We start from the raw sequence: 24243 nt of genomic DNA on the forward strand, positions 1-24243 counted from the left end.
AAAGGTCATTATACTTATCCTATGGTGGCGCAATTTTCAACTGGAATATTGGCGCACTTTTCAATTAGTATCTACACATAAGTAAGAGTGTAGGCGTGTTCTCGTGGGTATTTGCCGGACTTCACACCTTCATGGAATTCTTTAGCTTGTTCCAGCTTATGTTCGTAGAAATCGATACTTTCAGGCATTGAAAGATTGATCGTTTCAGCACGTTTTTCCCAATACTTGGCTACTCTTTCATGTTCGGCAGCCTTGTCGCTGAGCTCAGCACTTTTGCCCATATTGTTCCAGGAATCTTCTATCATCTTCCTGTGCCGCTTTTCACTATGATGTCCGACTTTGATTGGTTCGCCTAAGGAAAGGAAATCTCTATCTTTGTTCGAGCGATTGAAATACTCATTACTTTTTTGTGCAGCCAATGATGCCCAATCATGCCTGCGTTTCGCTCTTTGCTTCGCCCATTCCTGTACATTAAATCCGTCAGCCCGAACGATAGAGTAATAATAGAAACCATCTTTCTCGAAAATCAGATTAAAAACTATGCTTTCATTCTCTTTGCCATACTTGGTTGTAACCTCAATAACTTCTCCTTTTTCGTGCTTTTCATCGCACTTTGCCAAAAATACATTTGGACAGAATTTATGATAAGTATTCATAGCTCTATGATTTATCCGTTATACTTTGCAGATATCTCTTCTGCTTTCAATTTTTTGGTAAGCTCTCCATTCTTGTAGAAGCGTACAGCAACAACTCTCACCGTTTCTGACAAGAACCGACCACAATCATTGGTTAACTTCACTTTTAGCTTGCTTGCCTTGGCTAAACTTTTTGTACGCTTCTTTATTGTGTTTTTGAATCCGAAAACATAATCTTCGGTATCAATCTCAAATGAATATGTAGTGGAATACATCACTCTTTGAAACTCTTTTGTTAGTTCTGTTACTTTGCTCATTTGCTCTCTTCTATTATTAGTCGTTATTATTTCCAAGAAGTTCTTGTAAAGCAGACTTATATCCGTCCAACGCTTGTTGTGTATATCCCAATCTGAATTTTTTATCTGCTGAAAGAGAGTCGTTGTTCAATCCTTTTTCAATAGCTTCAATGTTTGCTTTGTAGTATCTGATAAGTTCTTCTGTTTTCATTGCTCTTTACTTTTACTTGTTATTAATAGGTGTTATTTTGATATTGTAAAGATACAAATAAATAATTGATTTACAATGGTTTATATCTTTTATTTTCATCATAAAATACTGAAAGACAAAGATTTAACTTTTACTTGCAGAAACGAAAAAGGCAGAACGGACTTCTCCATTCTGCCTTAATGCAAGCAAATGTTCTATGAATATAAAATTAACTTCAAACAAATGTAGGCGTAAACTCGATACCCAACGCACGCGCAATGCGGAAAAAACTTGATAACTGGATATCTACTTCCCCTTTTTCCACACGGGCGATATAACTTTGCTCCTTACCAATTTTCTGCGCCAACTGCTTCTGGGTCAATTTTAGCTCCTTGCGGCGTTCACGAAGTATATCACCATAATACCATGCCATCGACTTCTCATTGAACTTCTCACGAGTATCTGTACCATGTTCCCCATATTTCTCATTAAGTTGCTGGTTGGTTGTTCTGAGTCTTGCCAACTTCTTTTCATCTAACTGTATCATAATGCTAAATCTTTTAAAATTCGTATTGCTTTGGCTATTTGCTTATTGTAATCCTTTGTAGATTTCTTTAAAAATCCGTTAAGCAGGATTATTTTTGTTGCTAAAATGACATTGCTGTTGTCAATTGCAAATAACACAGTTCTGTACTCATTAGAGCCGACTGACACACGCATTTCATATAAGTCTGTTCCATCCAAATGCTTTATATACTTTACAGGCAAGGCATACACCGTTTGTACAAGTTCAAATGTATACTCGAACTTATCCTTTACCCTTGCATTTAGATCATTGTAGAACTCTTCAAATTCCTCTGTCTTGTATATGGTTCTTATATCAGTGGTTTTAGTTTCTATTGATTCCATAATGCAAATATAACTAATTAGTTATAATGTAACAAGCTTTACGCCCTATTTTACACTAAACTTTTTGATTGCTCAAATACTTTTCTGTGATTATTTCAACCGATTTGCTTATCATGGAATCTGTGTCGATTCCTATCTGTTGGTAGAAGTTCTCATTTCCGGCAAGACTTTCACTTGCAATTTGCAGTGTTCTGCGTTCTTCTTTGGTGAATCCGATGCGGAAGGTGCGGAAGATGGATAACGCTTCTTTCAGGCACCCGGACTCGAATAAATTGATTGCTTTTTCTGTTTTCGTTCTCATATCCTGATATTTAGATGTGAATGTATAATATATTTGATATCAAAATGTTATAAATTAAATTACCATCATAAACAACTAATAGATCCCTAAAACAGCCTTATACAATTCAAAATTCTTGTTTTCAACATATTCATCGGAAGCATAGCATTTAGCTCTGGCATACCACTTATGGAAGCAATCAGAACAATACCAGCAATTAAGGACTGCGATGTAGAATCCATCTTGGCAATTACTGGAACCACAGCTGTCGCAAATTCCGACACATCCATATTCACTGAGCGCGCATATCATTTCGCCACGAGTGGCTTGTATGATCTTGAATCCTTTCTTGTTTTCGTAAACTTTTGCCATCTTTAGTTACTTTGGTTCCCATTACATTAATCTCCTGTCTTCACTTACACTTTCGGCATGAATCCCTTTTTGAATTTCAATATTTCGACCGACATTTATTCCTTCCTTAGCACATAGCCTATCAATTTTGGCTTGTGATTCTCGTGCATTGCCAATCTTCTCATTTTTGAGAAATTCATCTATTTCTGCTTTTGAAGCGACTACCAATGCAGTTACATTACTTGTTTCTTCCAAACCTTGCTTCATGGAAGCAAATTTATCGCCCAAACCAATGACGCAGCCATACAGAAAGGATTTCATATACATAGCAAGCGTTTTAGGCGTAATTCCATATTTACGAATACATTCATACTTGTAGTTTGGATATTTCCTTTTCCCGATAATAACAAATTGATGCGCCAAGAATGAAATCAGATACAACACTACTTCTACATTCTTCTTGCGACCAATGATCTGAAATTTATCCCTTACCATACGGTAATTCTTGGGCCTGCTTACAATAAGGCTTCGGCACATATTATATTCGCATACCGTTGATACAAGAAAATCATACCAAACACCGTTGCTCATTTCAACCTTGTAAGGTATTTCTTCTGCTATTACCGGGTTCTCCAGTTTCTCCTGCTCTGGTATATCTTCTTCTGACAGGTTGTATTCCATCAGCAGACGGGCGATACCTGCTGCTGCCGCATGTGCTTCGCCTTCATTGCCTAACGCTTTAGCTGATTCTTTTAGGTTCATCAGCTTACGAAGCTTCTCTAAAATTTTGTCTCTTTTCGTTTCCATTGTAGTTCACCCTCTAATAATCACATATCTTCCGGCAGCTATTTCACTTCTATACTCGACAGAATAGCCTTTGTCTATAAATGCTCTTATGACATTATCGTGCGCCAACTCCGAAATTTGGTGTATGTCTTTAGCGTCACTTCCAGTATTTTTTGCCCAACAATGAGGCCAGTTATTTCCCCATCCTACGCCATAATGAAAGTAAACACATTCACCTTTCTCTTTGATTTCCGAGAGGATGAAAGATGCAAGTGCGTCTTCCTCGGATTTTCTTCTATTTGATTTTGGTATTTCTATTGTCAACATACTGATTTATTTTTAGCGTCCAACCATTTGTCCCGTCTTTCTCTACACGCCTCTAAGGTAGGCGCACAACAAGCAAAGAGTTCACCACTTTCAGTACGGTAATCGTACTGGTACATTCTCACTCTTTTACCTCTCAACCTGGTGTTGTAGGTAGTGTAATTCTCTTTGCCGGGCTGGCATACGCTGCAACCGTTTACATTTATTGAGTTCATAATTCAAGTAATTGTTTCGTTTTATCCACGTCTACAAAACTCGTCCACCCTGCTTTATGCAGCTTTATAGCTGCCTCTCTGATTGTGATTTTGCCACTCTTGACACTTTCTTTCAAAGATTCTAATACATTCTTCATTCTTAATTCATTTTTACGTTCAATCTTTCTTCACTCGTATAAGCCACTACAAGCCCTGTTTCATCATGCTGTATGGTGATGTACTTTTCACCCCTCTCTATAGTAGAGAAGTCATAAGGGGTTACCATCTTACCCAATACCTTGCCCAGTTGCTTCATCAGTGGGGCTTCAGGGCTGATAACTAAAACTAAATCTGCTTTCATAATCGTGTATATTGTGGTAGCCATAAGGCTACCGGATTAGAACTCAACCAATATCAATCTTTCTAAAGAACCTGATGCTTTCACCCACATATGATTATGTCCGAAACCATAATCGAAAAACAGTTTAAAATAAGGGTGTCTTACTATTAAAGAGCTCATACAGCCTCTTAACTCGTCTTCTGACATACAAGAAGTTATTTCATTGATAATTTGAACGAAAAGGTGTAAAACTTCTGGTTCATTATTCAATAACGGTTTTTCTATAACTGCTTTTAAAAATATATTTTCTTTCATATTCTTCTATATTGCGCAGGGCTTTCGCCCTGCCGATTTATGTTAATGCGTTTTATCCTCATGTAATAACTCGCAGTAAACTGGTGTTGTGGCATCTGTGTGCTTATTGGCTATAAGAACCTCATTACTATCCCAGTTAATATATACCTGTGTAGCAAATGCACCGAAAAACTGAATTTCTTTCGTGCCAAACAATACCACCGCGTCATCATTTACATTTGCAAGTGCTGCAATTAATTCTTTCTTGGTCATATTCTTTTTTGTTGCGCAGGGCTTTCGCCCTGCTGGTTATTATGCTATCTTTAGCTCTTTAAGTCTCATATCTACCAATGATTTCAGCTTGCGAGTATCAAATAGTGGACTTCTATACCCATCTTTGATAAGCTGTATCATTTCTTTATAACCAACCTTACATACAACCTCTGTCTTCATGCTGTTATCATAAATAGCAGAATTGCAAGCGGTTATTGTGAATGCCATTGTTTTGTAACCTTTATCCTTCTTCATGATAGATGCAAACAAATACATATATACAGCATTTTTCATGCTATTCAAGGCATCTTCTTGACTGGCATTTACCTTTCTACCACCTAAAAAGTCACCACATTCAATTTCTTGACCTTTTTTGATAATAGACAATGTACTGATGTACATTTTAATATCTGTTGCTTTCATATCTTCTATGTTTTAATTGTTAGTAATATTGGTTTCTTTTATATAGCTAAGATACTGATTATTAGCGATGTGTACAAATATAATCATCTGATTAACAGTGAGTTAAACTTGATTTAACTTAAAGTTGGATATTGACATGTTCATTTCAGTCGCGCTTTGTATGAATACCGTCCAATGATATGTGCAATGCTTTTTCATATATCGACTTATCACAATTAGAAAATAATCGTTAACTTTGTTCATACTTTTAAAATTATAGGTGCATGAAAAAAATTGTGACTTTATTTGCAACCGTGCTTCTGTTATACGGTTGTGGAAGTGTTCCTTTGACAGGCAGGAAACAGATGCTGCTTGTATCCGACTCCGAAGTGCTTTCATCAAGTCTGACCCAGTATTCGGAATATATCAAGTCGGCACCGATATCAAGTAACGCGACGAAGAAAGCGATGGTGACACGTGTCGGAAAGAAAATAGCCGCTGCCACGGAACAATACTTGGAAAATAATGGAATGTCCGGTGAGGTGAGGAACTTCTCATGGGAATTCAATCTGGTTAAGGATAATCAGGTGAACGCTTTCTGTATGCCGGGAGGCAAAATCGTTGTGTATGAGGGACTGATGAATCTGGTTTCCTCTGATGACGAACTGGCTGTAGTTATCGGACATGAAGTGGCGCACGCTGTGGCCAAGCATAGCAATGAGCGTATGAGTCAGCAGCTGGTTGCACAATACGGAGCGAAAATTTTGGGGGAGGCTCTCAGTGGAAAATCCGCCGCCATACAGAAAGCCGGGAATATAGTCTATGGTCTTGGGGCACAATACGGTGTGATGCTTCCATTCTCACGCAAACATGAAACCGAGGCTGACTATATGGGGCTTATTCTTATGACGATGGCTGGTTATAATCCGAATGTGGCCGTCACATTCTGGCAGAAGATGTCGGCGGGCGGATCGGGTTCAGTGCCAGAGATCATGAGTACGCATCCGAGTGACGCAACACGTATTAGTGACATAAGGAAACATTTGCCGGAGATGAAGAAATATAAGTAAACTTTAGAAAGTTACTGTAAAGTATTTGAAAAAACTTTAGAGAATGGTACAAAAAGGCGTGAAACCAAATGGAATCACGCCTAAATTATAATAAAACTCTTAAAAAGGTGTACATAATTACCAATCCTTAATTCTCTAACATCAATCATAATAACGCTGCAATCTTACGCACCTTATTAATTCTCTCCATAAACCTGTTGTCTTTTTTTGCCATTTGCAAATTATAAGATGTTTGCATTTTGAGCAAAGGTTCCGCATCTAAATCTAACGCGGCTTCTAGGAGCATAGCATATTTTGTATTTAGTGAACGCTTTGCATTCAGAATTTCATTTAATACAGTATAAGACACACCCATCTCTTTAGCAAGTTTCTTTTGAGAAATACCCCTAAATTCAATTTCATCTTTTAATACTTCTCCCGGGTGTGTCGGTTCAAAAGGAATTAAGTTATTAGCTATCATTTTAGGGTCTACGCCATCTATTTTAATCATAACTTTCTATTTATAATGGTTAGACAATTCAATTATATTACAGATGGTAGTCACTACTTCACCTTGCACCTCTGTGGTTGTAAATTCAATACGATATTGATTGTTTACTCTAACAGAGCAAAAGTCCTTTTTGTCCCCTAATAATTTTTCAAAACTCAGCCCATTGTATTTACAAAGTGAAGTTACATCAGGGACACTGATTATTATATCTATACAACGTTTATATCTACGTACGATATCAGGTTGAAAACGATGCTTTTTATCATTCGCCTTTCCAAACTCATACAATTCTTTCAGATACTCTTTATCAAACGTTACTACCATCTCATTTGTTTCTTTAATGCAAAGATAGCATTTTAATTTTATTCATTCGCATTTTTGCGAATAATTTTCTTTAAAAAAATTAGCGACAACTCCAAAGAATCACCACTAACTATTCTATTTTTCTTATCACAAAATTGTGAACTACCGCTAAAGTAAAGATTTAGGGGGCTTCAAATACGATTTTCAATAAGCCAAGAATGCTGGAAAGCCACGCAAATTTGGTATAAAGTCTGATTGGGAGCTTTCATAGAGCTATATTTCCCATTAAGTGCATTTCTTTTTAAGTATTTCAACACATTCTTTATCCCATCATCGAAACCATGCTTATACCCTTTAGCGTATTCTCCAATGTTATATACCGCCATTGCCAACATAAACAGGATAATGCCTAAAGCCTTATGCCAGCTAGGGAGCGAGATGGAAAACGGTTTAAATGTAATTGTGAGATCTCCAACTCATAAAATAGCTATTATGAATATAATTGTAAATAAAATTGTTTTCATAATCAATATCTTTTTCCATTAAACATAAGGTCTTAGTTCATTGTATCTCATCTTCTGCTCGATATGCCAGAGCAAATCTATGTCAAGATGTTTGGCAAGCCCAAAAATTAACAGTATCATATCATTCACAGTAATAGAAAAATCAAATATTCCGTCATATCTAACAGGAAGTGTAGAGATGGAATAGATTGATTCGGTAAAAGTTTCGTCTTTACAGGCTTCTGCCATATCTTCAATACAGTCATCAATATTTCCGTTGGCAAGTTCAAGGCTTATCCCTCGAAGTCCTGCAAGGTCAAGCAAGCGAATAACAGCATCTGTCAGTTCATCCGGAAGTGTATCTTTTAGATTCTTTTCAAAGGAACACTTAAATCGCTTTTCTTCTTCCACTAATGCAGGATAGCGATTATAGTCCATTTCAAAACGTGATTTACATTTCTTTCCTAATCTTCCCTTTCTATCTGCTTCCACAGCTTCCATAAGCTCGGAAATGACAAGGCAAAGGCAGTGTTCGTTACTCAGTTCTTTATTGTGAAAACCATGCTCACATGCTGTCTTATAAGCACGATCCCGTAGTTCGTTCAAATTAATATTTTCCATAATCATATAAGTTTTAATGCTTCCTGTAATCCTGCTTCAAGTGCTTCCTCGTAGGTATTATAACGGATAATAGGTCTGTCAGACAATCCTATCAAGTCATGTTTCGGAATTGTCAGTATATCATACGTCCAATAGTTTTCATACATATAGGATATTTCGATATGCAGGTTCTTGGTTTCACGTAGCCACTTCTGGGCAATGGATTGCGGAGGAACAGATAAATATCTATAACAATAGGGTAAAGTAGAAACATCCATAATATATTTTCTTTCATTGAATCCTTTCTCTTTCAGCAGCTCCGCTGTTTCCAACGTTACAAGTTCTTCGGTCATGGTTGGTTCTCCTTTCCTTTAAAGTGTTCAATCAGTTCGTCTACGGTAGCCTTGTGATAATATGGTAAGTTAAAATCATTAGGCATCCCATAGAAATCCATTCCAGATAAACCTCCATCAGAGCCATCCCGGTATATACCCCAATCGCCCTTACCATTAGTGAATAATTGATTGTTGTCTGTATTATCCTTTAATGCAGCTATAGCCAGAAAAAGTTCCTCATTCGTTCCGCAATCAACACTATCGGTTTCGTCAGGATGTGGAATGTTGTTAAAAAACTCAATATTATATAGTCCACATTCGGGCGAGGTGAAAATACATAAATCTTCGTTAAGTTCCGCCCCAAACAATCTATATCCTAACTCATCTAATTTCTTTCTAAGTTTATAGGTACTCTTGCGTATGAAACACGGTGTTGTAAATCCCATAGTTATTCCTCCTTATCTATCTTAATATCAGTTACTTTACCACGATTAATAAAACGTTCATCAGAGTTATAATATCCAGCAATTACTTTACTCATAACGTATTATCTTTTCTTTAACTCCAGTAATACTACTACAAGAAGGGCATGGAATAAATATTATATTATATCCTTCTCTCTGGTCAAAAAACTCACTGTGTATATCCGATTTCTCAAATTCAAATTCACAGCCACATATGTCACAACGCTGGAAGTAAATCGGTTTTTTCTTATTAGCTTCTTTAGTAACCTTTATTGCCATATTAATCTCCTTAATCTTTAATCCGTTCAAGTACATCTCTGTTGGCTTCGAGTATCTCGTCAAAAGAAGGGATGGACATCCAATGGGTTATACCTAATCTTTCTTCATTCACGTTTGCTCCCGTCTCCCATTCGCCCAAAGTTGAAAGCTGGCAAATAAGGAAGCCATAAGCCCCTCTTGTTAGAACCACTGTGTTATTTTCCGGCAACCGTTCCTTAACGCTTATCCACGGTGATTGCTTTGACTGCCATTCGGCACCAGAAATAAAAGATTCATAAATCTGTTTATGCACTCCATTAATAAATCCATTTATTGTACCTTCGGCATCACATATTTCAAAATGCGTTTGGTGCTCTCTTGCCGCTTCTTCTACTGTCTGTTTCATATCTTTTTTCATAATTCGTCAAACTCTTTTTGTAATTCTTTTATCTTACTATCCAAAGCATACATATAGCACTGAAGGAAATTCTTACCAAAAATTTCTTCCTTTAATGGTACATCATTGTGCATTCTGTTGTATGTAAATATCAATCCACCACCATATTTTATGTTAGAATTTTCAAGTGCCATCTTATGATCTTTGTATTCCTCTATTTTATTGTTGATTTCTATTGCTTTGTTGAATTTATCTTTATCCATATTTCTCCTTTCCATCTATCCTAGCAGCATATACATTGCTATTAGGAATAGATAATAAATTGTTGTTTTACTCATTTCTTTCTTTTGTTATTACATATTGCAATCTCCACACATATCCACAAGGGAATCAAATTCTTCTCGTGAGTATTCAAATCCATTGATTACGATTACCTCGTTACCATTTTGGTCAAAATAAACTCCATCATTCATTTCTATATCGTTTTGAGCTTTTCAGACTACATCATTAATACTAATTTCTCCTTTCAATACTCGTTCTACCTGCCGATCAAGTAATTCTTGAAATTCTATTTGGCATATAAGAGAGCAATCCGGTATAATCTCTTCTACTGGGTCTCCCCGCCACGTTGGTAGTTCATCCAAGAAGATGCACCCGTCTTTATCTTTCAAGCAGGTAGCTCCAACATCACGCTCAATCTCAGCCATTCGAGCAAATACTTCCGGAAAGTCCTTCCGTATCTTATTCCAATAGCCCATGCCACCTTTCACGCAACTGATACAATTATTGTTATTATAGCCCATCTTGTACATGGCTGGGATTTCAATGCCGGCCTTCCAAAGCATTCCCATTGCATCCTTTTTGGTTATCTGTCGCTCGATAAGTGGGAACAACGGCTTTGTATCAGGATATTGCTGTTTAAAGCGGACAGCACGGTTTATTTCTTTCGGGTCAAAGTCGAATCCCCAGACTTGACCGTCCCAATTTCCCAACTCTTTTTCCAGCTTGTAACGGACTTGTTTCTTTAATTCGAATGTGCAAGCTGCACCAGTAGGACCATTAATAAATCTTTTCTTAGCCAACACATCCTCTACGTTAAGATACTTATCGCTGCGAATGGTATGAATTGGCCGCCCGTACCATCTCTCGCAATCTGAGATAAATCGGGCATTATCTGGATGCCCGGAACCAGTTTCGATATAATAGAGTTGTACATCGTTATACAAGCTCAATGCTATCTTACAAGCAACTGCGGATGTAACACCGCAACTAAACCATGCTATTATCATTTTATTCCTTTCTATATCGTTATGATTAAAATAAAAAATGCCTGAACTATCCGCCCAGGCACAAAAAAGGCGGTAGAATTGAATTTACCGCCTAACTTTAGTCTTAATAATTTTAATTATTTCTTGGTATTACCATATGGTTTGCTTTTATTATCATTACTTTTAATAAAAATAGATGCTACGGATACAAGTGTACTAGCACCCATAATCCCAGCAAACCAAGGTTTGTCTAAATAAAGAGCATAACCAGCAAGAACTATCATTACAACTATAGCTAGAAATGCGAAAAACATTCCCCACCAATTCATTCTTCCATCTCTTCTATCAGCTTTTCTAATCAGATTCAATTTATTGCTATCCATTTTATGTCGGTGCGCTTGCTCTTTTACAGAGGCATTAATAAGATAATCGACAATTCTAGGATCAATACTCTTATATGCAGCTAATTCTTGAGGTGAAGGTAGGCAATTGTCATCAACAGTAAAAGTCTGCTCTAATTGTTTTCCAACTCCATCGCCTGTTGCAACTTGTGTTTCTCGCTGTTTTAGTTCTTGTTTACCCATTTTTTAATGCAATTTCATTGAAAGATCTGCGTACATCCCCTTCAATATTTTTTCTGTCTTCCATAAGATTTCTCTTATCATCATTCCTATTTCTGTCTTTTTCTAGAATTTCTTTCCTAATTTCAGAAATAGCTTCGGAGTTCTGCTTATAATGCCCTTGAGAGGCATCACGAAATGTAGAAGCTCCATTTTTAATAAAACGTCCCACTTCTTTTAATATGCACATATTACCTCCATATTTAAATTATAATGCAAATATAAAAATAAAACAGTAAATTAAATGTTTTGTTTCCAAGATTATGCACATTATTAACCATAAAGTCACATTTTAACTAAAAAATTAATCGGTAAATCCAATACGTCAAAGAACAACTACCGATTTTCAGAGGCTCGGTTTACCTCCTTTCTATATCGTTATGAATTAATTGGCAGTTTCATAAAACACATCCATATTGTCTTGCTCTGTCTTCCAGTGGTATGCCCAAATAGAGGTTTAAACGGGATGGCAGACAAAACTTCCGAGGATTTAATCTCACTTTCATTCCATTTGAATACAAGAGTGCCGTAAGGCTTCAAGACGCGCATACACTCAGTAAATCCATCGTGTATGAGTGACTGCCAGTCTTTCGGCAGTTTTCCGTACTTTTTAGCCATCCATGAGGTTGCACCAAGTGTTTTCAGGTGCGGTGGGTCGAACACCACCATGTAGAAAGAATTGTCTTCAAATGGAAGGTTGGTGAAATCGGCTATTACATCCGGCTTTATTTCTATGATTCTTGTCTTACCCCTGTCCTTGGCCGTAAGTGTTTCCGAACGTTTGTCAACAAATAAGGCAAGAGGATTATATTTGTCAAACCAAAACATTCTACTGCCACAACAGGCATCTAATATAAGTTTTCCATTTTCCATTAAGCTATTTCTTTTGATTTCTTCAATCTCAACTTTCTCAATACTTTGCAAAGTGCTTCAGTATTTTTTCTCGCTTGTGTAACCTCCACCGCATTCCCGATAAATTTCTTTTGGTCAGCTTGTGTGCCTATTAAAACATAATCTTCAGGGAATCCCATAATCTTTTTGAGTTCCGGAATGCGAAGCATCCGCATTTTAATATCCACTATGCCATACAGTGCCATGAACTCCTTTATCTTCACGGTCATAGGACTATCATTGTCGTAGATTTCAATCGCTACCTGACCGCTTTCTGTTGCTACCAGATAGGGCGGCATCTTATCCATGCGGGCTATTAATGTGAAGCAGGGGCTATCAACAGAGCCGCCAGCACTGTTGAACTGTGGATTCATCAGATAGTGCCATTTCCTGTTTGCGGTAATGGTCTGGGAGGGTTCCTCTATACTGCTACCTACATTTGAGAATGCAGTATTCATTATCCACGGCTGGCATGTTACCAAGTTTTGTTTCGGTGTTGTGGTAACAGCGGGGCATGGCGAGTTTATATCAGACACCTGACCACCTCCAGAATATTGATTCATAAAAAATGGAGATACAAGGGAAAGTCTGTCTTTAGTCAGAAGTGTAGGACAAGGCTGATTAATATCCTTTCCTGTATCCTTAAAGTTATAAGAACACATAAATCGGCTTTCAATTAAAGCCATCCTGTCCTTCGTTGTGACCGTAGGTGCAGGAAGTTCCACCGAATGATTATGCCCGTTCCCATAGTAAGCCGATACAAAAACGTGGTGGTCTTTACAAGTGATTGCTCCAGCCGGTTCTTCCACTGATACGTTCTTGCTGTCGGGGTGTCCGCTAAACTGCTTAGAGAGGAAACAAACTTGCGCTACTCCAAGTCTGCCTTGCGTGGCTACCACCGGACATGGTTCGTCAATCCCAGGAGCGTTATATTTCCCTGTACGGCTCATAGAATTATACTTTACGAGGAAGGCATCCTTTCCTCCGGCTACAAACTTGATAAGTCCAGCATAGATACGTTCAAGCGTTTTCTCTGCAAGAGGCTTTTCCCTGAAGATGGTAGTTCCTTCATCAGAGAAATCAAGCACATCTTTTACCGGCTTCCACTTCTCCAGCCGCGAGAACATATCTTGCCTACCACCTTTACAGTGGGTCGGTTCTGGGAATACTATCGGCAAGTTCTTTTTAGCAAAGATGCCGAAGAAGCGTTTTCTTGTGGTGTAGGCACCGAAGTCGGCAGCATTTAAGATGCGGTGCTCAAAGTTGTAACCGTACTTCTTGACATTGCGCACCCACTTCTGATAAAGCCGGCCTTTGTCCATGCTGATAGGTTTCCCATTCTCATCCATATCTCCCCATGACATAAACTCTTCTACATTTTCAATCTGAATGTAGTCAGGGTCTATAACATCAATATAACGGAAGAGATGTTCTGCCAACGTTCGGCTGTCGGCATCTCTCGGCTGACCGCCTTTGGCTTTCGAGAAGTTGGTACACTCCAAAGAAGCATGAAGCATTATCATGGCATCAGGGTATAGCTGACGGATACGTTCTACAATAGTGCTTATCGGGGAAAGTTCCAGTGTACGGATATCCTCAATAAAGTGAAGTGCATCAGGGATATTGGCATCATGTGAAAGGATGGCATTCTTGTCATGGTTCACACAGCAAACAACCTTTCCACATCTATTTCCATCCAATCGTGCTTCTTCCACACCTTCGGACAAACCGCCGGCGCCACAAAAGAGATCAATAACAAATAGTTCTATATCGGACAGACCTTCAATGGATTTTAAGATATTTTTCTGCGATTTCATAACTTCTCCTTTTTAAACAGGTGGCTGAACGCATTATCCAAATCCAAGTCTAGATTCAGTTTGGACGGGAAAGATTTAATGTATTCGTACATCTTATAAGCGAGGTTGTCATCATCACCGCATCTGTCAATCAGTGTGAGCAACATGGCGTTCACCATGTCAGAATCATTGCCGAAGTTTTCCTGAGTGGATTCGCTGCAATGATTCACATCACTTTTCAATCTCTTTATCGCGGCTATGGCTGTGTTGAAGTTTCTTTTTGAATCGTGTCTGAGTTCAAAGCCTTCCTTCTTGTATTGCTGCTGCATTTCTAGAAGGTTGGTTTCTAAAACGTCCGTGAGGACAAATACGATGTTGGTCAGTGTATTCAATTGAGTTGTTTCTTGCATAATAGTAAATTTTATTTGATTTTCAAATAAAAAAATAAAGTCAGATTATCCGCAGAATAGGGGAGAAGTTGTAAAATGTGAACTTCCCCAAGATGTCATACGGTGTATTTTTTCAAAGTGTCCATGATATTGTCTATCGGCAGAGGGATACGGATGTTTTTCCCTTATCTTCATAGCAGGCAATATGTCTGTATGCCTCAGGGAAATTCTCTTTGATTCTTTTGAATGTCCGTAATGTCAGAAGTGACGCAACGACTGATTCATATACCTTGGTCTTCTCATCCTTTACCGCACTGATCTCGATTTCCAGTTTGTCTATCTTTTCAATAACTTCCCTGTCCGCCTCAATGTGAGGATAGTAAGCGTTTGCGCTGGGAAATCCTTTCAGTCCGGCAACACGTTTTTCATAGGAACCGTTAAACAGTGTGATGCTATATGCAACAGAGAAATAAGACCGAAACTTTTGAAAACAGTCGGTGATTTCCTGTGGAATGGATTTTCGGATCACCTCTTCCGTAATCCTGACCTGTTCATCATGCAACAGGTTGATTTTCTTTTCTAACGGCTCTACCATTTTATTGGCAACTTCTTCCGCCAAAACTTTCGTAATGTTCATTGCTCTTGGTTTTTATTAATTCTTTTATGTATGTAAAGATAACTTTTATTTATTTGTTTCTCAAATAATATAATCTTAAAAACGCATCTGCTTAACTTAATATAACTGTCATCTCCTGCGGCTGTTTCCGAGCAGGGGAATGACATTAAAACTCTTGAATCTGTCAATCAGACGTCCTTCAAACCGTTTCCTGAAATCACCGATGTTCAGATTGCTGGTGATATGGTATTTCTTCCCGAACTGCTGGTAAATCTCATAACGCGCATAGAGAAACTCGTCTATCACGCTGTCAAGACTGGTACCGTAGCTCTTCTGATTCTCGGTTTCCAAACCTATGTCGTTCAGACAGATATTGAACGGGGCGGGATTGAATCCTTTTGACTGCCCCTCGTTGTAGGAATACAGGTCTATGTGTCCGTTCATCTTGTAGTAGTTCATCATCTGGGTGACGGAGAGGTTTTCAAACTGGCTGGGATTCCGTGTCAGACGCAGATAATCGGCGAAAATCTGCATGATCATTGTTTTTCCAGTGCCGGGTGCCCCGACAATCAGCAGGTTCTTGTGAATCTTGTAATCCTCATCGGGAAACACTTTCTCGGCCAGTCTGCATCCGTTGAAGTAATACAGCAGGAAAGACAATACCTTCGAGTTGTTCTCGTCAACCTCGAACTCCCTGAATTCACGTCCAGTATAATCATTGCCCAGCTGCCTGACAAGATCACGATGGGCGTAATATTCGGCTGGATTCGTCAGGTCATATTCAAAATCTTGCAGAATAGTCTTTTTGTGACGCTCCACCAGATTGTATATCTGTTCCTGTTTCAGTTTCGCCGCAAATGACTTTTCCTGTCGGATCTGTTGTAGCTCTGCTGAAAGTTTTTGTTCTTGCTCTGTCATCTTTCTGTTTTTTAAGTTCCGTTATCAACCAGTTTGAGAAATGGCGTTTTGCATCTGAAACAGACTTGTGTGTAACGCCTTCCCCCTTTAGCTTCCAATAGTACAGGTCAACGTATTTGTCTTTGCATTCATCCAAAGTGAAGTTCCTGAATCCGTTCCTGTATGCCCGTTCCCAAGCATCCCTCAGCCATCCTTCCTCAGACTTTAGGTCCGCGAAGCATTTGTCTAAATCCATATCGAATGTTTCTGATGAAATATCGCCCAGGTTTTCACGCGTATGCGCGCTAGAGAGAGAGTTATTATTATCATTTACATTATCATTATCATTATCGGCTTTTTTGGGTTCTGAAAAACCCACTGGGTTATTTGGGTTTATTTGGGTTGTTCCAATATCATCCGAATTATCATTCTTCGCTCTCTTCGGAGCACCCCCTTTGCTTCCATTACTACGGTTTCTCTCGACAATGCCATGGTATTTGTTTTCATCTATTTCAAATTGATTCTTGAAGAACTCAAATGCTATTTCAATGTCCTCCTCTACCGTAATAATCTCGCCAAGTTGATACTTGAATATAGCTCGGAATAATCTTCCAAGTTGCTTGTCCGATAACTTCGATATAGGCTTGTAAAACGATTTATATATCAAAAAACTTTCTTTTCCCATTTCATTTGTTCTTTATGTAGTCTTACATGACATTCTCGACACAATGTAATGCCATTATCTATATCGAATCTCAATTCGGGATATAAAGAAAATGGTTTGATATGGTGTGCATTTAACTCCATGTTACGTTTTTTACAACGGCAACATGTAAAGTTGTCTCTTTCCAAGACTGAATTTCGCCAATTTCTATGGCCGCTTGAATTCCTGCATCTGTGGTTATCATCAGTAATTCCACCTTTCCAGTTCCAGTGGTTTTCTCCGCTTGGAGGTTCATGTAGCAAATTCTCATCTATCTGTTTCTTTATAAAAGAGAATGCCATTTTAGCCAACGGTTTCTGCTCCGACAGTGTCCCCGATGCGGCGTACTTGATAATTGCATCGTACACTTCAAGTCTGACCTCCTCAGGATATTCCATCAGCACTTCCTGCCATTCTATATAGAAGACAAATGATTTCCTTTTTGTATCCTTTTTCATCATGTCTATTGTTTGATAATCAGTTTGTTATATATATTGTAAAGTTAACTTTTTGTTATGGGATTACAATAAATATATTTCTGAATATCAATAATTTAAACGTTATTTATCAGTAGCCTTTCCTTTGCAGTGCCATATCCTGTTTGGCAAAGGATATCTGGGTCCTGATATTGTCTCCGGCATGGACGAGGGTACGGTTTATACGGTCCAGCCATGTCACAATCTGATTGGCGGTCACACTTTGCGCGGCGACAAATTTCATGGCGACAGTCGCGGGAACACGTGAGATGAATTCCATGTGGCTGGCATATACATTCGCTGTCACCTGATCCTGATATGCCTTGGCGTCAGCAAGCAGCTTGCCAGAGCGTGCGAGATAGACGTTTATATCAGTGAGGCGGTCTATAAGCTCCTTTGGATTGTCACTTGCGGTTATCTCCAAAAAGGACTGCATTTCTTCTATCTCCTTTATGACAGGAGGCAGGGGGCATCCGTTAATGAGGCAGTTGCCGGTCCCATCGTTTTTAGGACAATATTTACAGTTTATCTCCATACTTGCAATTCAATTTATGGTTTATAGTTTTTCTGTTTGTCATACGTCATTCAAATAATCAATTGTCACTTTCATAAACTCATCCAATGATTTACAGACGACGTATTTCGCTCCGTTGGCTTCCGCATCCTTCTGCCATTCCTTTTGTGCAGGAGACTGGCGGCCTCCCGGCTTTTTCATCTCAATGCAAAGTCCTCCATAGAAGCGGTTGCTCTTCAGCAGTATCAAATCTGACACTCCGCTGGTCGCACCTTCCTCCTTCAGTCTCGCTCCGGTGATGGCATCACGTCTGCCACCATTGGGAACAGCAAAAAGCACGTTTTTAAGTTTCGGATATTTTAAACGGAACCAGCGGACACAAGCGGACTGTATGCGGTGCTCGTCATTCTTCGGCTTCCCGCGCATTTTGTACGACTGCGCTTTTTTAATCATCTCCTCGTATGTCATCGTCTTTTTCCTTATGTGGGGTTACTACCGTGTCCTTGCCGGTCTTGTCGACAACAACCTGCTTTCCTGCTACTGTTATGGTTGTCCTGCAACCATCCGGTAGGGACTGGATAAAATTGCGTACTACAGGAGAATCAGCACCTTCCGATATCTGAGTGTTGGATATCGGAACTTCCTTAGCTTCATACGGATATACATCCATGATGGCGGTTTCGGCTACGGATGCGATCTGATAGTCTGCCATTGTACCTTTCATTCCTTCGTCCAGTTTCTTTACAGCATCGCGAAGATCGGAAGCCTGTACCAATACGGTAGTGGAGGTCTTTTTCTCCGCTCCGCTTTTTTCGTCCAGCGTGATGAAGAACAGCTTGCACTTAAACCAGCGGTCGGCTGCATCTTCTTCAGAGGGGAACAGTTCGCTGTAGTTGGCGCGTTTGATGTCCGAAACAGTGAACTCACCGTTGATATACGGAGTGATTTCTTCAATGATACGGGCTTCTGCTTCAGTAAAGCTCAACGCGTCAACCAGATAGGGTTCAGTTACTTTCTTGTTCATGCCGTTTTCCATTACCTTTTCGTAACGGATTTTGCATTCAAACCAAGTATGCATCATAATTAATTCTTTTAAAGTTTGATATTCAACGTTTATTCATTTATAGTGGGAGGTGCAGAATTCGAACCTGCATGAGTGGTGTTTTTGCAGTTCACTGATTTCAAGTCAGCTCCCCTAAGATGTCTCGTAGGTTGCCGGCTTGGATATTAACGGTTATCCTAGAATTTTGCACCTTACATCTTGATTAGCGTCTGCCATTTCCGCCAACCTCCCGTTTGCCTCCCTATCTTCACAGACCGGGAAGGCAAGGTAACAAAGTTATTTCTGTATTCTGATCAAATCAGGGATAGAACCGTAAATCGGCGACTTCCCATCCCATTTGTCAATGAACTGTTTGTAAAGAATTTCTTTGGTAAGACCTTTTGACTGGATAAGAGCCTGTTCGGTTTTCAACTGTTCCAGCTCGTTGCGTTTCTTCTGTTCCTCAATCTGTTGGTCCAGTACGGATATATTGGTGTTCACTTCATTCCGGCTGTCAATCTTCTCACGGACCTTTTCGGAGAACTCCAGTTGTGCGGAGAATGTGAGCAGTTGCAGACCTCTTTTTTCAAACTCCATGTCAACTATCTGTTCCAACCGTTTCTCAAATACCAACGACCCTCCGTCAGCCATCAGGCTATCGGTCTTATGCTTTCGACTTTCTTCCTTTATCAAATCATATATACGTGGTTCCAAGATGTTATCTTCCAACGAAGACATAAAGTCACTTCCACGGCCAATATGCTTGTTGTCAAAGACAACATCAATGGCACGGTTCTTGATAACTTTATAGCTGTATGTAGGACACGCCTTGAACTCCGTGTTGTCGGCAGCTTTCAGTGTGACAGCTTCAGCGAATTCTCCACGCTGATCGAATAGCGGAACCTGAAAAAGTTCTGTGCCCAATTCCCATGTGGACACTTTGCCGGAAACAATCTTGAAATCCTCCTTTCCCTGCTTGCCGTAATTCTCCATAAGGACACCTGCATAATTAGGGGCTACTCTCTCACAGGAGACAAACATTACTAAGGTCATACATACCATCGTTAACTTAATCAGTCTTTTCATCTTTCAATGTTTTAATCAGTTTGTAAATAAAGAAAATTATTGTGGCTGATATTATTGTTACGCCCAGCCATGCGTGTAAGTGATTGAATACCCTATTCCCGACAACAATTCCTATTATCAGAAACAGGATTAAATAAATATACTCTTTCATACCACTCTCAGTCAAAATTAAAGTTGTCCTCACCATCCGGCTCTTCGTCCGGAATGTCATACCCAAAGTCCATCGGGATGAACCAATCTGAAATATAGTCTTGCATGATTTAATCCTCCTTTTGGCTACTTAGCCATTCTTTATAATCTTTCTCGTAATATTGGGGTATTATACCTTTCCTCATAAAGTCTATGTATTCTTGTACAGTACAATCATCCCAATCAACTCCGTTGTCTGGTATATCTTCCGTTTCTGATGTACAAAGAGTGTATTCAAATGGATTATACCCACTGTTGAGCCCATATTCTTCAACTATCTTGATTACATTTTCATCGGTGGTTATTTGTTTGATTTCACTTTCAGCCACACACCCGGATATTTCAGAGTGTTTGCCAAGTACTTCACCGAAGTAAACACTGATTTTGTTATTCACTAAGTATTCGACATCTTCTGTGTCTGCAATAAATACTCCTTCAAGATTGCCCATTCTTCCGCAATCGAAGTCCATTTTAAATAATGCTTTCATTTAATCCTCATACTTTTTTATAATTCTACTAATCAATTCTTTTTCCCATCCTTGAATAAATCCATTTTCGTCAATATTCATAATGATGTAGTCGCCATATCCTTCATCTTCCGGGCACATGATGGATGGAACGTAACCCTCATGCTCAACAATGATGTTGCCATCTTTATCAGTAACTGTATAAATGCCATCATCGCATACCTTATAGTGAACTTGTGCGGTAAAACCTTTTTCCCAATTAGTGATAACTCCATTGTCGATGTCGATAATAGGTCGCCAGCGGTATTCATTATCGGCATGGATAAATTCAGCACAAGGAATAGTTGGCGGATTTTCAGAATCACTAACTCCGTTTACTTCTGCGTCTTCCCAATAGCGTACACCTGCATCCACTTTCAGGTAGACCGCTTCAAACTCGGTTGTTTTGCTGATTGTAATTTTCATTGTTCTATTTTCTTTTGAATTTTCTTTATCATGTTTCTGAATTGCCTTGCCTTATCTGCTTCGCAAGGTTTGGTAGAGGTTTTGTCTATCAGATTTGCACTATATTCAAGCATTCTGACAATGGAATTCAAATCTGTATTGCATAGGGTATCTGCAAGTTCAATCTTGTCGAAATCAATATTATTATCATTCATGAAGTCACCAAGAGCGATTATATTTTCACGAGTTGTGGTAACAGTAAAAGCTCTCGTCAGAAGCTCCGGTTCCTGAGCTTTGGTTTGCTCGACAAAGGAAGGTGGTTCATTGGTGACCAGCTGACTGGCTCTTGCAAATGGATTGACTGAATTCTGTTTGGCTCGTTCCGCTTCCTCTTTCATCTGCGCTTCTTCAGCAGCCTTTTTTTCCTGCTCTGCCTTGATGCGCGCTTCTTCTGCTGCTTTGGCACGCTCACGCTGCTCCTTCAGACGGTTGGCATACTGGATGGTGGATGCGATATTGAGCGTATCCATATAATAAGTACGAAGGACATCGAAATCCTCACCAAACCCCTTCAGCGTGGAAAGTTCGTTCTCGACTTTGGAGAATATGGAATCAATTTCGTTGCATACAGACTTCATGCTTGCGGATTTGTTGAGCCACTCAGACTTGAAAACCTTATTGAAGTCTACAAGGTTAACATTCAATCCATCAAAGTAAGTCTTGATAGTGGCTTTCTTTCTATCCTTGTATTGCTGTTCGTTTTGCTTGACTACCGTGTCAATCTTGGCAGAGCACTCGCCGATAAGTTTCACGGTTTCGGTTACAACGTCCTTGAACTCCCTGAAAGGTTTCATGAATTCTTTCTCAATTTCAAGACGTTTGGCATTGAGGGCTTTCGCCGCCTTGTTTAAAGCTGCCTTGTCTTTCTTTGCCTGATCGATATTCTCATCGTTATAATTGGAGATATCATACATTGGCAAAGCGGCTTTTACCATATCTCTGATTTGCTTTGCGTTGGTAGTAAGACTACCTAACGTCTTTTCACTGACGATCAGTTCAAGATCGCTTTCCTGGATTGCTATCTGTGTATTCATTGTTCCATATTTTTATTAGTCCCATCCACCATTATTGTACATAGACAAATCGGCAGAATCTAAATTCGTTTTCTGAATAGCTTCTAAAAGTTTTTTCTTGGTTTCCCGGCACATGTTGTAACCATATCCTTTATACCGATATGTACGCTCCCATGTGCTAATTGGGAAAGGAATATTTTCATCAATAACCAGCCTTTTCATGTGAAGATGCTCGAAAAAGTTTTCATGATGGAGTAGCCGGTATTCATAGCCAACTATTTTTTCTGATGAAAAAGGAATATCATCATCGCTATTGTCGTATTTAGGTTGCTTGAAATAAGCCATTTTCGCAACGGTAAAATCAAAGCTCCTAAGTATTTCCTCCGGCGTACCAAATTCAGATTCGATAAATTCAATCCATATTTTTTCACCGTCTTTCTGAAAGGCACATACCTTTTCATTACGATATTTAAATTTCCAGCCATCTTTCACATAGCCGTCGCTATTGAATAAATCTACTGCATCTTGGAAGTCATCGTTGCTTTCAAAGAATATATCTATATCTTTTACACGTTCACCGGAAAGGATGTTTTTAAAACACCCGCCTGCAATGAACCCGTTGTGACCTTCCATATACCTGTCAAGCCATCTGATTTGCCAAAAGTTGTCAGGGGTGTTTTCTTTATAGCTTGTATTCATCGCTCTATTGTTTTTAGTTTCTACTAAATTTATCAGCTACACGTTCAATAACTTCTGCATTTTCTTCGGAAAGCCATTCTTTAGCGACATTCCAAGATATACTTTTAGAGGCCTTGAAATTATCAAGGCGTGTGGAATGATGTGACAAACGTCCTTCGGTAGGCTTCAATCCCTTGTCATGAAGTTCACATAGTCCGTTATGGTAAAATATGCAGTATTCGTCACCCGCAACAGCTTGAATCATGGGGATGGGAATATCAATCACGCCCATGATTATCCCGGCTCCCCACAAAGTGGGAGCCAGCCTGTCGGCATATCCGGCATCTATGAGCCTCTCTATATCCTGAGGAGTACCCAGACATGGTGTGTGACATTGCATCCTGCATAACGAGCATTTGCATTCGCATGGTTTTCTTCCAGTTTTACGTATGATACGTTGCAACTGGGTTTCTTTTATCAATAGTTGTCCCGTCATTCCGCTTCAATCAGTTCTTTGACAATATCATCAGCCACACGAATGCGCTTCTCCATTTCGGCAAACACCGCTTCATCCGGCAATATCCTTACTATATGAATAGGATTGCTCTGGAAAGGGTTGTAAATAACAAAATCAGTCCATTGCGCACCTGTGCACATCATATGGGCCATGCACTGGTAGAAATACTCGAACTTGACATCAAGCAGCGACGCATTGTTGTGTATTTCACTTTTATACTTCATGAAAGTGCTTTGAATAGGGCATTTGATTTCCAGACAGCCTTTTTCACCGGTTTCTTCATCGTAATAATAACCGTCAGGACTGCTTGCGAAATGTTCTATGGCAGGGTGTTTGCATGATCCTGTCTCAACTATATGTCTTCCTGTCAGACGTTCATACAGCTCTCTGGCATTTTCTTCCTGATCAGTACCCCATTGCATCGCCTTGGTGTTGACACAGACCTGATGCAGATATTTCTCAAACTCGACATCATCATTGATAATTTCAGGATTCATATCCCTCTCTGATGCAACTTGATAAATATAAGTTTTGGCAGTATCGGAAAAATAATCACTTCTCCCTTTCTTCATTAGGAGTCCGATTTGCGACCCGGTGAAGTTACCGAGCCGCTTACGGAACCATTCTATAGAATGTTGTATTTCCATTATAACAATGATTTTCGAGTAGGTTTATTATTCGCGTAGTCTTGAGTTTGATCTGTCGGTTGTTCCGGGCGGGGGTGATCCTTGACTCCTGCGGCTTTTGCAGCGATTTCGGCAAGTTTGTTGCTTTTTGCTGATTTATCAATAATTTCCTCATATTCGGCTGTAGATACTAATTGAAAAGTGCGCTGTATTCTAATTGAAAAGAGCTCCATCCATAACTTGTTACAAAATTACTA

General features: G+C 39.2%; 45 protein-coding genes. 1 reads left to right on the top strand and 44 read right to left on the bottom strand.

The genetic code is table 11. The features are described 5' to 3' along the window. Positions 1 to 71: 71 nt before the first annotated feature. From AB5062_RS20295 to AB5062_RS20365, 15 genes are all read right to left on the bottom strand, one after another. Positions 72 to 656: a DUF3560 domain-containing protein gene (locus AB5062_RS20295; protein ID WP_368326954.1), complete on the bottom strand. Its 585-nt coding sequence runs from the start codon at positions 654 to 656 to the stop codon at positions 72 to 74. Positions 657 to 667: 11 nt separating this feature from the next. Continuing rightward, the gene (locus tag AB5062_RS20300) at positions 668 to 952 is read right to left on the bottom strand and encodes a hypothetical protein (protein ID WP_005847575.1); all 285 of its coding nucleotides are present in this window, start codon (positions 950 to 952) and stop codon (positions 668 to 670) included. Between the two features lie 16 nt (positions 953 to 968). Next, the gene (locus AB5062_RS20305) at positions 969 to 1142 is read right to left on the bottom strand and encodes a hypothetical protein (protein ID WP_005847577.1); all 174 of its coding nucleotides are present in this window, start codon (positions 1140 to 1142) and stop codon (positions 969 to 971) included. Between the two features lie 214 nt (positions 1143 to 1356). Then, positions 1357 to 1668: a helix-turn-helix domain-containing protein gene (locus tag AB5062_RS20310; protein ID WP_005847582.1), complete on the bottom strand. Its 312-nt coding sequence runs from the start codon at positions 1666 to 1668 to the stop codon at positions 1357 to 1359. Beyond that, positions 1665 to 2030 carry a type II toxin-antitoxin system RelE/ParE family toxin gene (locus tag AB5062_RS20315; protein WP_117916660.1) on the bottom strand — a complete coding sequence of 122 codons (366 nt, stop codon included), beginning with the start codon at positions 2028 to 2030 and terminating at the stop codon, positions 1665 to 1667. The genes AB5062_RS20310 and AB5062_RS20315 overlap by 4 nt, the downstream gene beginning before the upstream one ends. Positions 2031 to 2085: 55 nt before the next feature. Then, positions 2086 to 2331, bottom strand: coding sequence for a hypothetical protein (locus AB5062_RS20320; protein WP_117916662.1), 246 nt, complete (start codon positions 2329 to 2331; stop codon positions 2086 to 2088). A gap of 75 nt (positions 2332 to 2406) precedes the next feature. After that, positions 2407 to 2682 carry a demethylase gene (locus tag AB5062_RS20325; RefSeq protein WP_202191383.1) on the bottom strand — a complete coding sequence of 92 codons (276 nt, stop codon included), beginning with the start codon at positions 2680 to 2682 and terminating at the stop codon, positions 2407 to 2409. A gap of 21 nt (positions 2683 to 2703) precedes the next feature. Then, entirely contained in the window at positions 2704 to 3468 is a 765-nt protein-coding gene (locus AB5062_RS20330) for a DUF2786 domain-containing protein (protein ID WP_202191384.1), read from the bottom strand. A 6-nt stretch (positions 3469 to 3474) separates the two neighbouring features. Then, on the bottom strand, positions 3475 to 3774 hold the full coding sequence (locus tag AB5062_RS20335; RefSeq protein ID WP_368326955.1) for a hypothetical protein: 300 nt from the start codon (positions 3772 to 3774) through the stop codon (positions 3475 to 3477). Next, complete coding sequence (locus AB5062_RS20340; RefSeq protein WP_117892766.1) at positions 3768 to 3986, bottom strand: DUF3873 family protein; 219 nt, start codon at positions 3984 to 3986, stop codon at positions 3768 to 3770. The genes AB5062_RS20335 and AB5062_RS20340 overlap by 7 nt, the downstream gene beginning before the upstream one ends. Further along, positions 3983 to 4123, bottom strand: a complete 141-nt coding sequence (locus AB5062_RS20345; RefSeq protein WP_008666897.1) for a hypothetical protein — start codon at positions 4121 to 4123, stop codon at positions 3983 to 3985. Before AB5062_RS20345 ends, AB5062_RS20340 begins: the two co-directional genes overlap by 4 nt. A gap of 2 nt (positions 4124 to 4125) precedes the next feature. Continuing rightward, a complete protein-coding gene (locus AB5062_RS20350) occupies positions 4126 to 4326 on the bottom strand; it encodes a hypothetical protein (protein ID WP_032944626.1) in 201 nt (66 codons plus the stop codon). Between the two features lie 36 nt (positions 4327 to 4362). Beyond that, complete coding sequence (locus AB5062_RS20355; protein WP_005846970.1) at positions 4363 to 4620, bottom strand: hypothetical protein; 258 nt, start codon at positions 4618 to 4620, stop codon at positions 4363 to 4365. 42 nt (positions 4621 to 4662) lie between these two features. Then, positions 4663 to 4872 carry a hypothetical protein gene (locus AB5062_RS20360; RefSeq protein ID WP_005847622.1) on the bottom strand — a complete coding sequence of 70 codons (210 nt, stop codon included), beginning with the start codon at positions 4870 to 4872 and terminating at the stop codon, positions 4663 to 4665. A 39-nt stretch (positions 4873 to 4911) separates the two neighbouring features. Further along, positions 4912 to 5295, bottom strand: a complete 384-nt coding sequence (locus tag AB5062_RS20365) for a hypothetical protein (RefSeq protein WP_057279907.1) — start codon at positions 5293 to 5295, stop codon at positions 4912 to 4914. A 263-nt stretch (positions 5296 to 5558) separates the two neighbouring features. Between AB5062_RS20365 and AB5062_RS20370 the strand changes: the two genes are divergently transcribed. Beyond that, entirely contained in the window at positions 5559 to 6344 is a 786-nt protein-coding gene (locus tag AB5062_RS20370; RefSeq protein ID WP_005847628.1) for a M48 family metallopeptidase, read from the top strand. Between the two features lie 145 nt (positions 6345 to 6489). Here AB5062_RS20370 and AB5062_RS20375 read toward each other — a convergent pair whose 3' ends face one another. The 29 genes from AB5062_RS20375 to AB5062_RS20515 form a co-directional block, all read right to left on the bottom strand. Then, positions 6490 to 6834: a HigA family addiction module antitoxin gene (locus AB5062_RS20375; protein ID WP_005847630.1), complete on the bottom strand. Its 345-nt coding sequence runs from the start codon at positions 6832 to 6834 to the stop codon at positions 6490 to 6492. Between the two features lie 6 nt (positions 6835 to 6840). Then, entirely contained in the window at positions 6841 to 7158 is a 318-nt protein-coding gene (locus AB5062_RS20380; protein WP_368326956.1) for a type II toxin-antitoxin system RelE/ParE family toxin, read from the bottom strand. A 521-nt stretch (positions 7159 to 7679) separates the two neighbouring features. Then, positions 7680 to 8261 carry a hypothetical protein gene (locus AB5062_RS20385; protein ID WP_368326957.1) on the bottom strand — a complete coding sequence of 194 codons (582 nt, stop codon included), beginning with the start codon at positions 8259 to 8261 and terminating at the stop codon, positions 7680 to 7682. A 2-nt stretch (positions 8262 to 8263) separates the two neighbouring features. Continuing rightward, positions 8264 to 8593 carry a hypothetical protein gene (locus tag AB5062_RS20390; protein ID WP_368326958.1) on the bottom strand — a complete coding sequence of 110 codons (330 nt, stop codon included), beginning with the start codon at positions 8591 to 8593 and terminating at the stop codon, positions 8264 to 8266. After that, positions 8590 to 9021, bottom strand: coding sequence for a hypothetical protein (locus AB5062_RS20395; RefSeq protein WP_117696880.1), 432 nt, complete (start codon positions 9019 to 9021; stop codon positions 8590 to 8592). Before AB5062_RS20395 ends, AB5062_RS20390 begins: the two co-directional genes overlap by 4 nt. Before the next feature lie 87 nt (positions 9022 to 9108). Then, a complete protein-coding gene (locus AB5062_RS20400) occupies positions 9109 to 9318 on the bottom strand; it encodes a hypothetical protein (RefSeq protein ID WP_147327973.1) in 210 nt (69 codons plus the stop codon). 10 nt (positions 9319 to 9328) lie between these two features. Beyond that, the gene (locus tag AB5062_RS20405) at positions 9329 to 9703 is read right to left on the bottom strand and encodes a DUF551 domain-containing protein (protein ID WP_195530301.1); all 375 of its coding nucleotides are present in this window, start codon (positions 9701 to 9703) and stop codon (positions 9329 to 9331) included. Between the two features lie 8 nt (positions 9704 to 9711). Then, positions 9712 to 9957, bottom strand: coding sequence for a hypothetical protein (locus AB5062_RS20410; RefSeq protein WP_004327448.1), 246 nt, complete (start codon positions 9955 to 9957; stop codon positions 9712 to 9714). A gap of 231 nt (positions 9958 to 10188) precedes the next feature. Continuing rightward, positions 10189 to 10983 carry a phosphoadenosine phosphosulfate reductase family protein gene (locus tag AB5062_RS20415; protein ID WP_368326959.1) on the bottom strand — a complete coding sequence of 265 codons (795 nt, stop codon included), beginning with the start codon at positions 10981 to 10983 and terminating at the stop codon, positions 10189 to 10191. Between the two features lie 116 nt (positions 10984 to 11099). Beyond that, positions 11100 to 11546, bottom strand: coding sequence for a DUF2335 domain-containing protein (locus AB5062_RS20420; RefSeq protein ID WP_172778340.1), 447 nt, complete (start codon positions 11544 to 11546; stop codon positions 11100 to 11102). After that, the gene (locus AB5062_RS20425; protein ID WP_172778341.1) at positions 11539 to 11772 is read right to left on the bottom strand and encodes a hypothetical protein; all 234 of its coding nucleotides are present in this window, start codon (positions 11770 to 11772) and stop codon (positions 11539 to 11541) included. The genes AB5062_RS20420 and AB5062_RS20425 overlap by 8 nt, the downstream gene beginning before the upstream one ends. A gap of 188 nt (positions 11773 to 11960) precedes the next feature. Further along, positions 11961 to 12455 (bottom strand): methyltransferase, encoded by a 495-nt coding sequence (locus AB5062_RS20430; RefSeq protein ID WP_368326960.1) that lies wholly within the window; start codon positions 12453 to 12455, stop codon positions 11961 to 11963. Next, positions 12455 to 14290 (bottom strand): DNA cytosine methyltransferase, encoded by a 1836-nt coding sequence (locus tag AB5062_RS20435; protein ID WP_229506648.1) that lies wholly within the window; start codon positions 14288 to 14290, stop codon positions 12455 to 12457. Before AB5062_RS20435 ends, AB5062_RS20430 begins: the two co-directional genes overlap by 1 nt. Then, positions 14287 to 14679, bottom strand: coding sequence for a hypothetical protein (locus tag AB5062_RS20440; protein WP_117892792.1), 393 nt, complete (start codon positions 14677 to 14679; stop codon positions 14287 to 14289). The genes AB5062_RS20435 and AB5062_RS20440 overlap by 4 nt, the downstream gene beginning before the upstream one ends. A gap of 133 nt (positions 14680 to 14812) precedes the next feature. Continuing rightward, complete coding sequence (locus AB5062_RS20445) at positions 14813 to 15295, bottom strand: hypothetical protein (RefSeq protein ID WP_368326961.1); 483 nt, start codon at positions 15293 to 15295, stop codon at positions 14813 to 14815. Positions 15296 to 15403: 108 nt separating this feature from the next. Further along, positions 15404 to 16093 (bottom strand): ATP-binding protein, encoded by a 690-nt coding sequence (locus tag AB5062_RS20450; RefSeq protein ID WP_227238845.1) that lies wholly within the window; start codon positions 16091 to 16093, stop codon positions 15404 to 15406. Continuing rightward, positions 16056 to 16838, bottom strand: a complete 783-nt coding sequence (locus AB5062_RS20455) for a DUF6291 domain-containing protein (protein ID WP_229507452.1) — start codon at positions 16836 to 16838, stop codon at positions 16056 to 16058. The genes AB5062_RS20450 and AB5062_RS20455 overlap by 38 nt, the downstream gene beginning before the upstream one ends. Then, complete coding sequence (locus tag AB5062_RS20460; RefSeq protein WP_229106119.1) at positions 16835 to 17335, bottom strand: DUF6291 domain-containing protein; 501 nt, start codon at positions 17333 to 17335, stop codon at positions 16835 to 16837. The genes AB5062_RS20455 and AB5062_RS20460 overlap by 4 nt, the downstream gene beginning before the upstream one ends. Before the next feature lie 106 nt (positions 17336 to 17441). Continuing rightward, on the bottom strand, positions 17442 to 17885 hold the full coding sequence (locus AB5062_RS20465; protein ID WP_005852291.1) for a hypothetical protein: 444 nt from the start codon (positions 17883 to 17885) through the stop codon (positions 17442 to 17444). A 39-nt stretch (positions 17886 to 17924) separates the two neighbouring features. Next, positions 17925 to 18332, bottom strand: coding sequence for a VRR-NUC domain-containing protein (locus AB5062_RS20470; RefSeq protein ID WP_005852293.1), 408 nt, complete (start codon positions 18330 to 18332; stop codon positions 17925 to 17927). Then, on the bottom strand, positions 18310 to 18945 hold the full coding sequence (locus tag AB5062_RS20475; RefSeq protein WP_172685077.1) for a DUF4494 domain-containing protein: 636 nt from the start codon (positions 18943 to 18945) through the stop codon (positions 18310 to 18312). Before AB5062_RS20475 ends, AB5062_RS20470 begins: the two co-directional genes overlap by 23 nt. 258 nt (positions 18946 to 19203) lie before the next feature. Continuing rightward, the gene (locus AB5062_RS20480; protein WP_005852297.1) at positions 19204 to 19992 is read right to left on the bottom strand and encodes a hypothetical protein; all 789 of its coding nucleotides are present in this window, start codon (positions 19990 to 19992) and stop codon (positions 19204 to 19206) included. A 260-nt stretch (positions 19993 to 20252) separates the two neighbouring features. Beyond that, entirely contained in the window at positions 20253 to 20669 is a 417-nt protein-coding gene (locus tag AB5062_RS20485) for a hypothetical protein (protein ID WP_005852310.1), read from the bottom strand. Then, the gene (locus tag AB5062_RS20490; RefSeq protein ID WP_005852313.1) at positions 20670 to 21113 is read right to left on the bottom strand and encodes a hypothetical protein; all 444 of its coding nucleotides are present in this window, start codon (positions 21111 to 21113) and stop codon (positions 20670 to 20672) included. Next, a complete protein-coding gene (locus AB5062_RS20495; RefSeq protein WP_005852315.1) occupies positions 21110 to 22186 on the bottom strand; it encodes a DUF1351 domain-containing protein in 1077 nt (358 codons plus the stop codon). Before AB5062_RS20495 ends, AB5062_RS20490 begins: the two co-directional genes overlap by 4 nt. A gap of 15 nt (positions 22187 to 22201) precedes the next feature. Next, the gene (locus tag AB5062_RS20500) at positions 22202 to 22864 is read right to left on the bottom strand and encodes a hypothetical protein (RefSeq protein ID WP_005852317.1); all 663 of its coding nucleotides are present in this window, start codon (positions 22862 to 22864) and stop codon (positions 22202 to 22204) included. Between the two features lie 13 nt (positions 22865 to 22877). Continuing rightward, positions 22878 to 23339 (bottom strand): hypothetical protein, encoded by a 462-nt coding sequence (locus AB5062_RS20505; RefSeq protein WP_005852319.1) that lies wholly within the window; start codon positions 23337 to 23339, stop codon positions 22878 to 22880. Then, positions 23336 to 24007 (bottom strand): lambda exonuclease family protein, encoded by a 672-nt coding sequence (locus AB5062_RS20510; protein WP_005852321.1) that lies wholly within the window; start codon positions 24005 to 24007, stop codon positions 23336 to 23338. The genes AB5062_RS20505 and AB5062_RS20510 overlap by 4 nt, the downstream gene beginning before the upstream one ends. Next, on the bottom strand, positions 24007 to 24219 hold the full coding sequence (locus AB5062_RS20515) for a hypothetical protein (protein ID WP_368326962.1): 213 nt from the start codon (positions 24217 to 24219) through the stop codon (positions 24007 to 24009). The genes AB5062_RS20510 and AB5062_RS20515 overlap by 1 nt, the downstream gene beginning before the upstream one ends. Positions 24220 to 24243: the final 24 nt, after the last annotated feature.

It is taken from the genome of Phocaeicola sp. RTP21359st1_B8_RTP21360_211022, assembly GCF_040911965.1.
GTDB classification, from domain to species: domain Bacteria; phylum Bacteroidota; class Bacteroidia; order Bacteroidales; family Bacteroidaceae; genus Phocaeicola; species Phocaeicola vulgatus.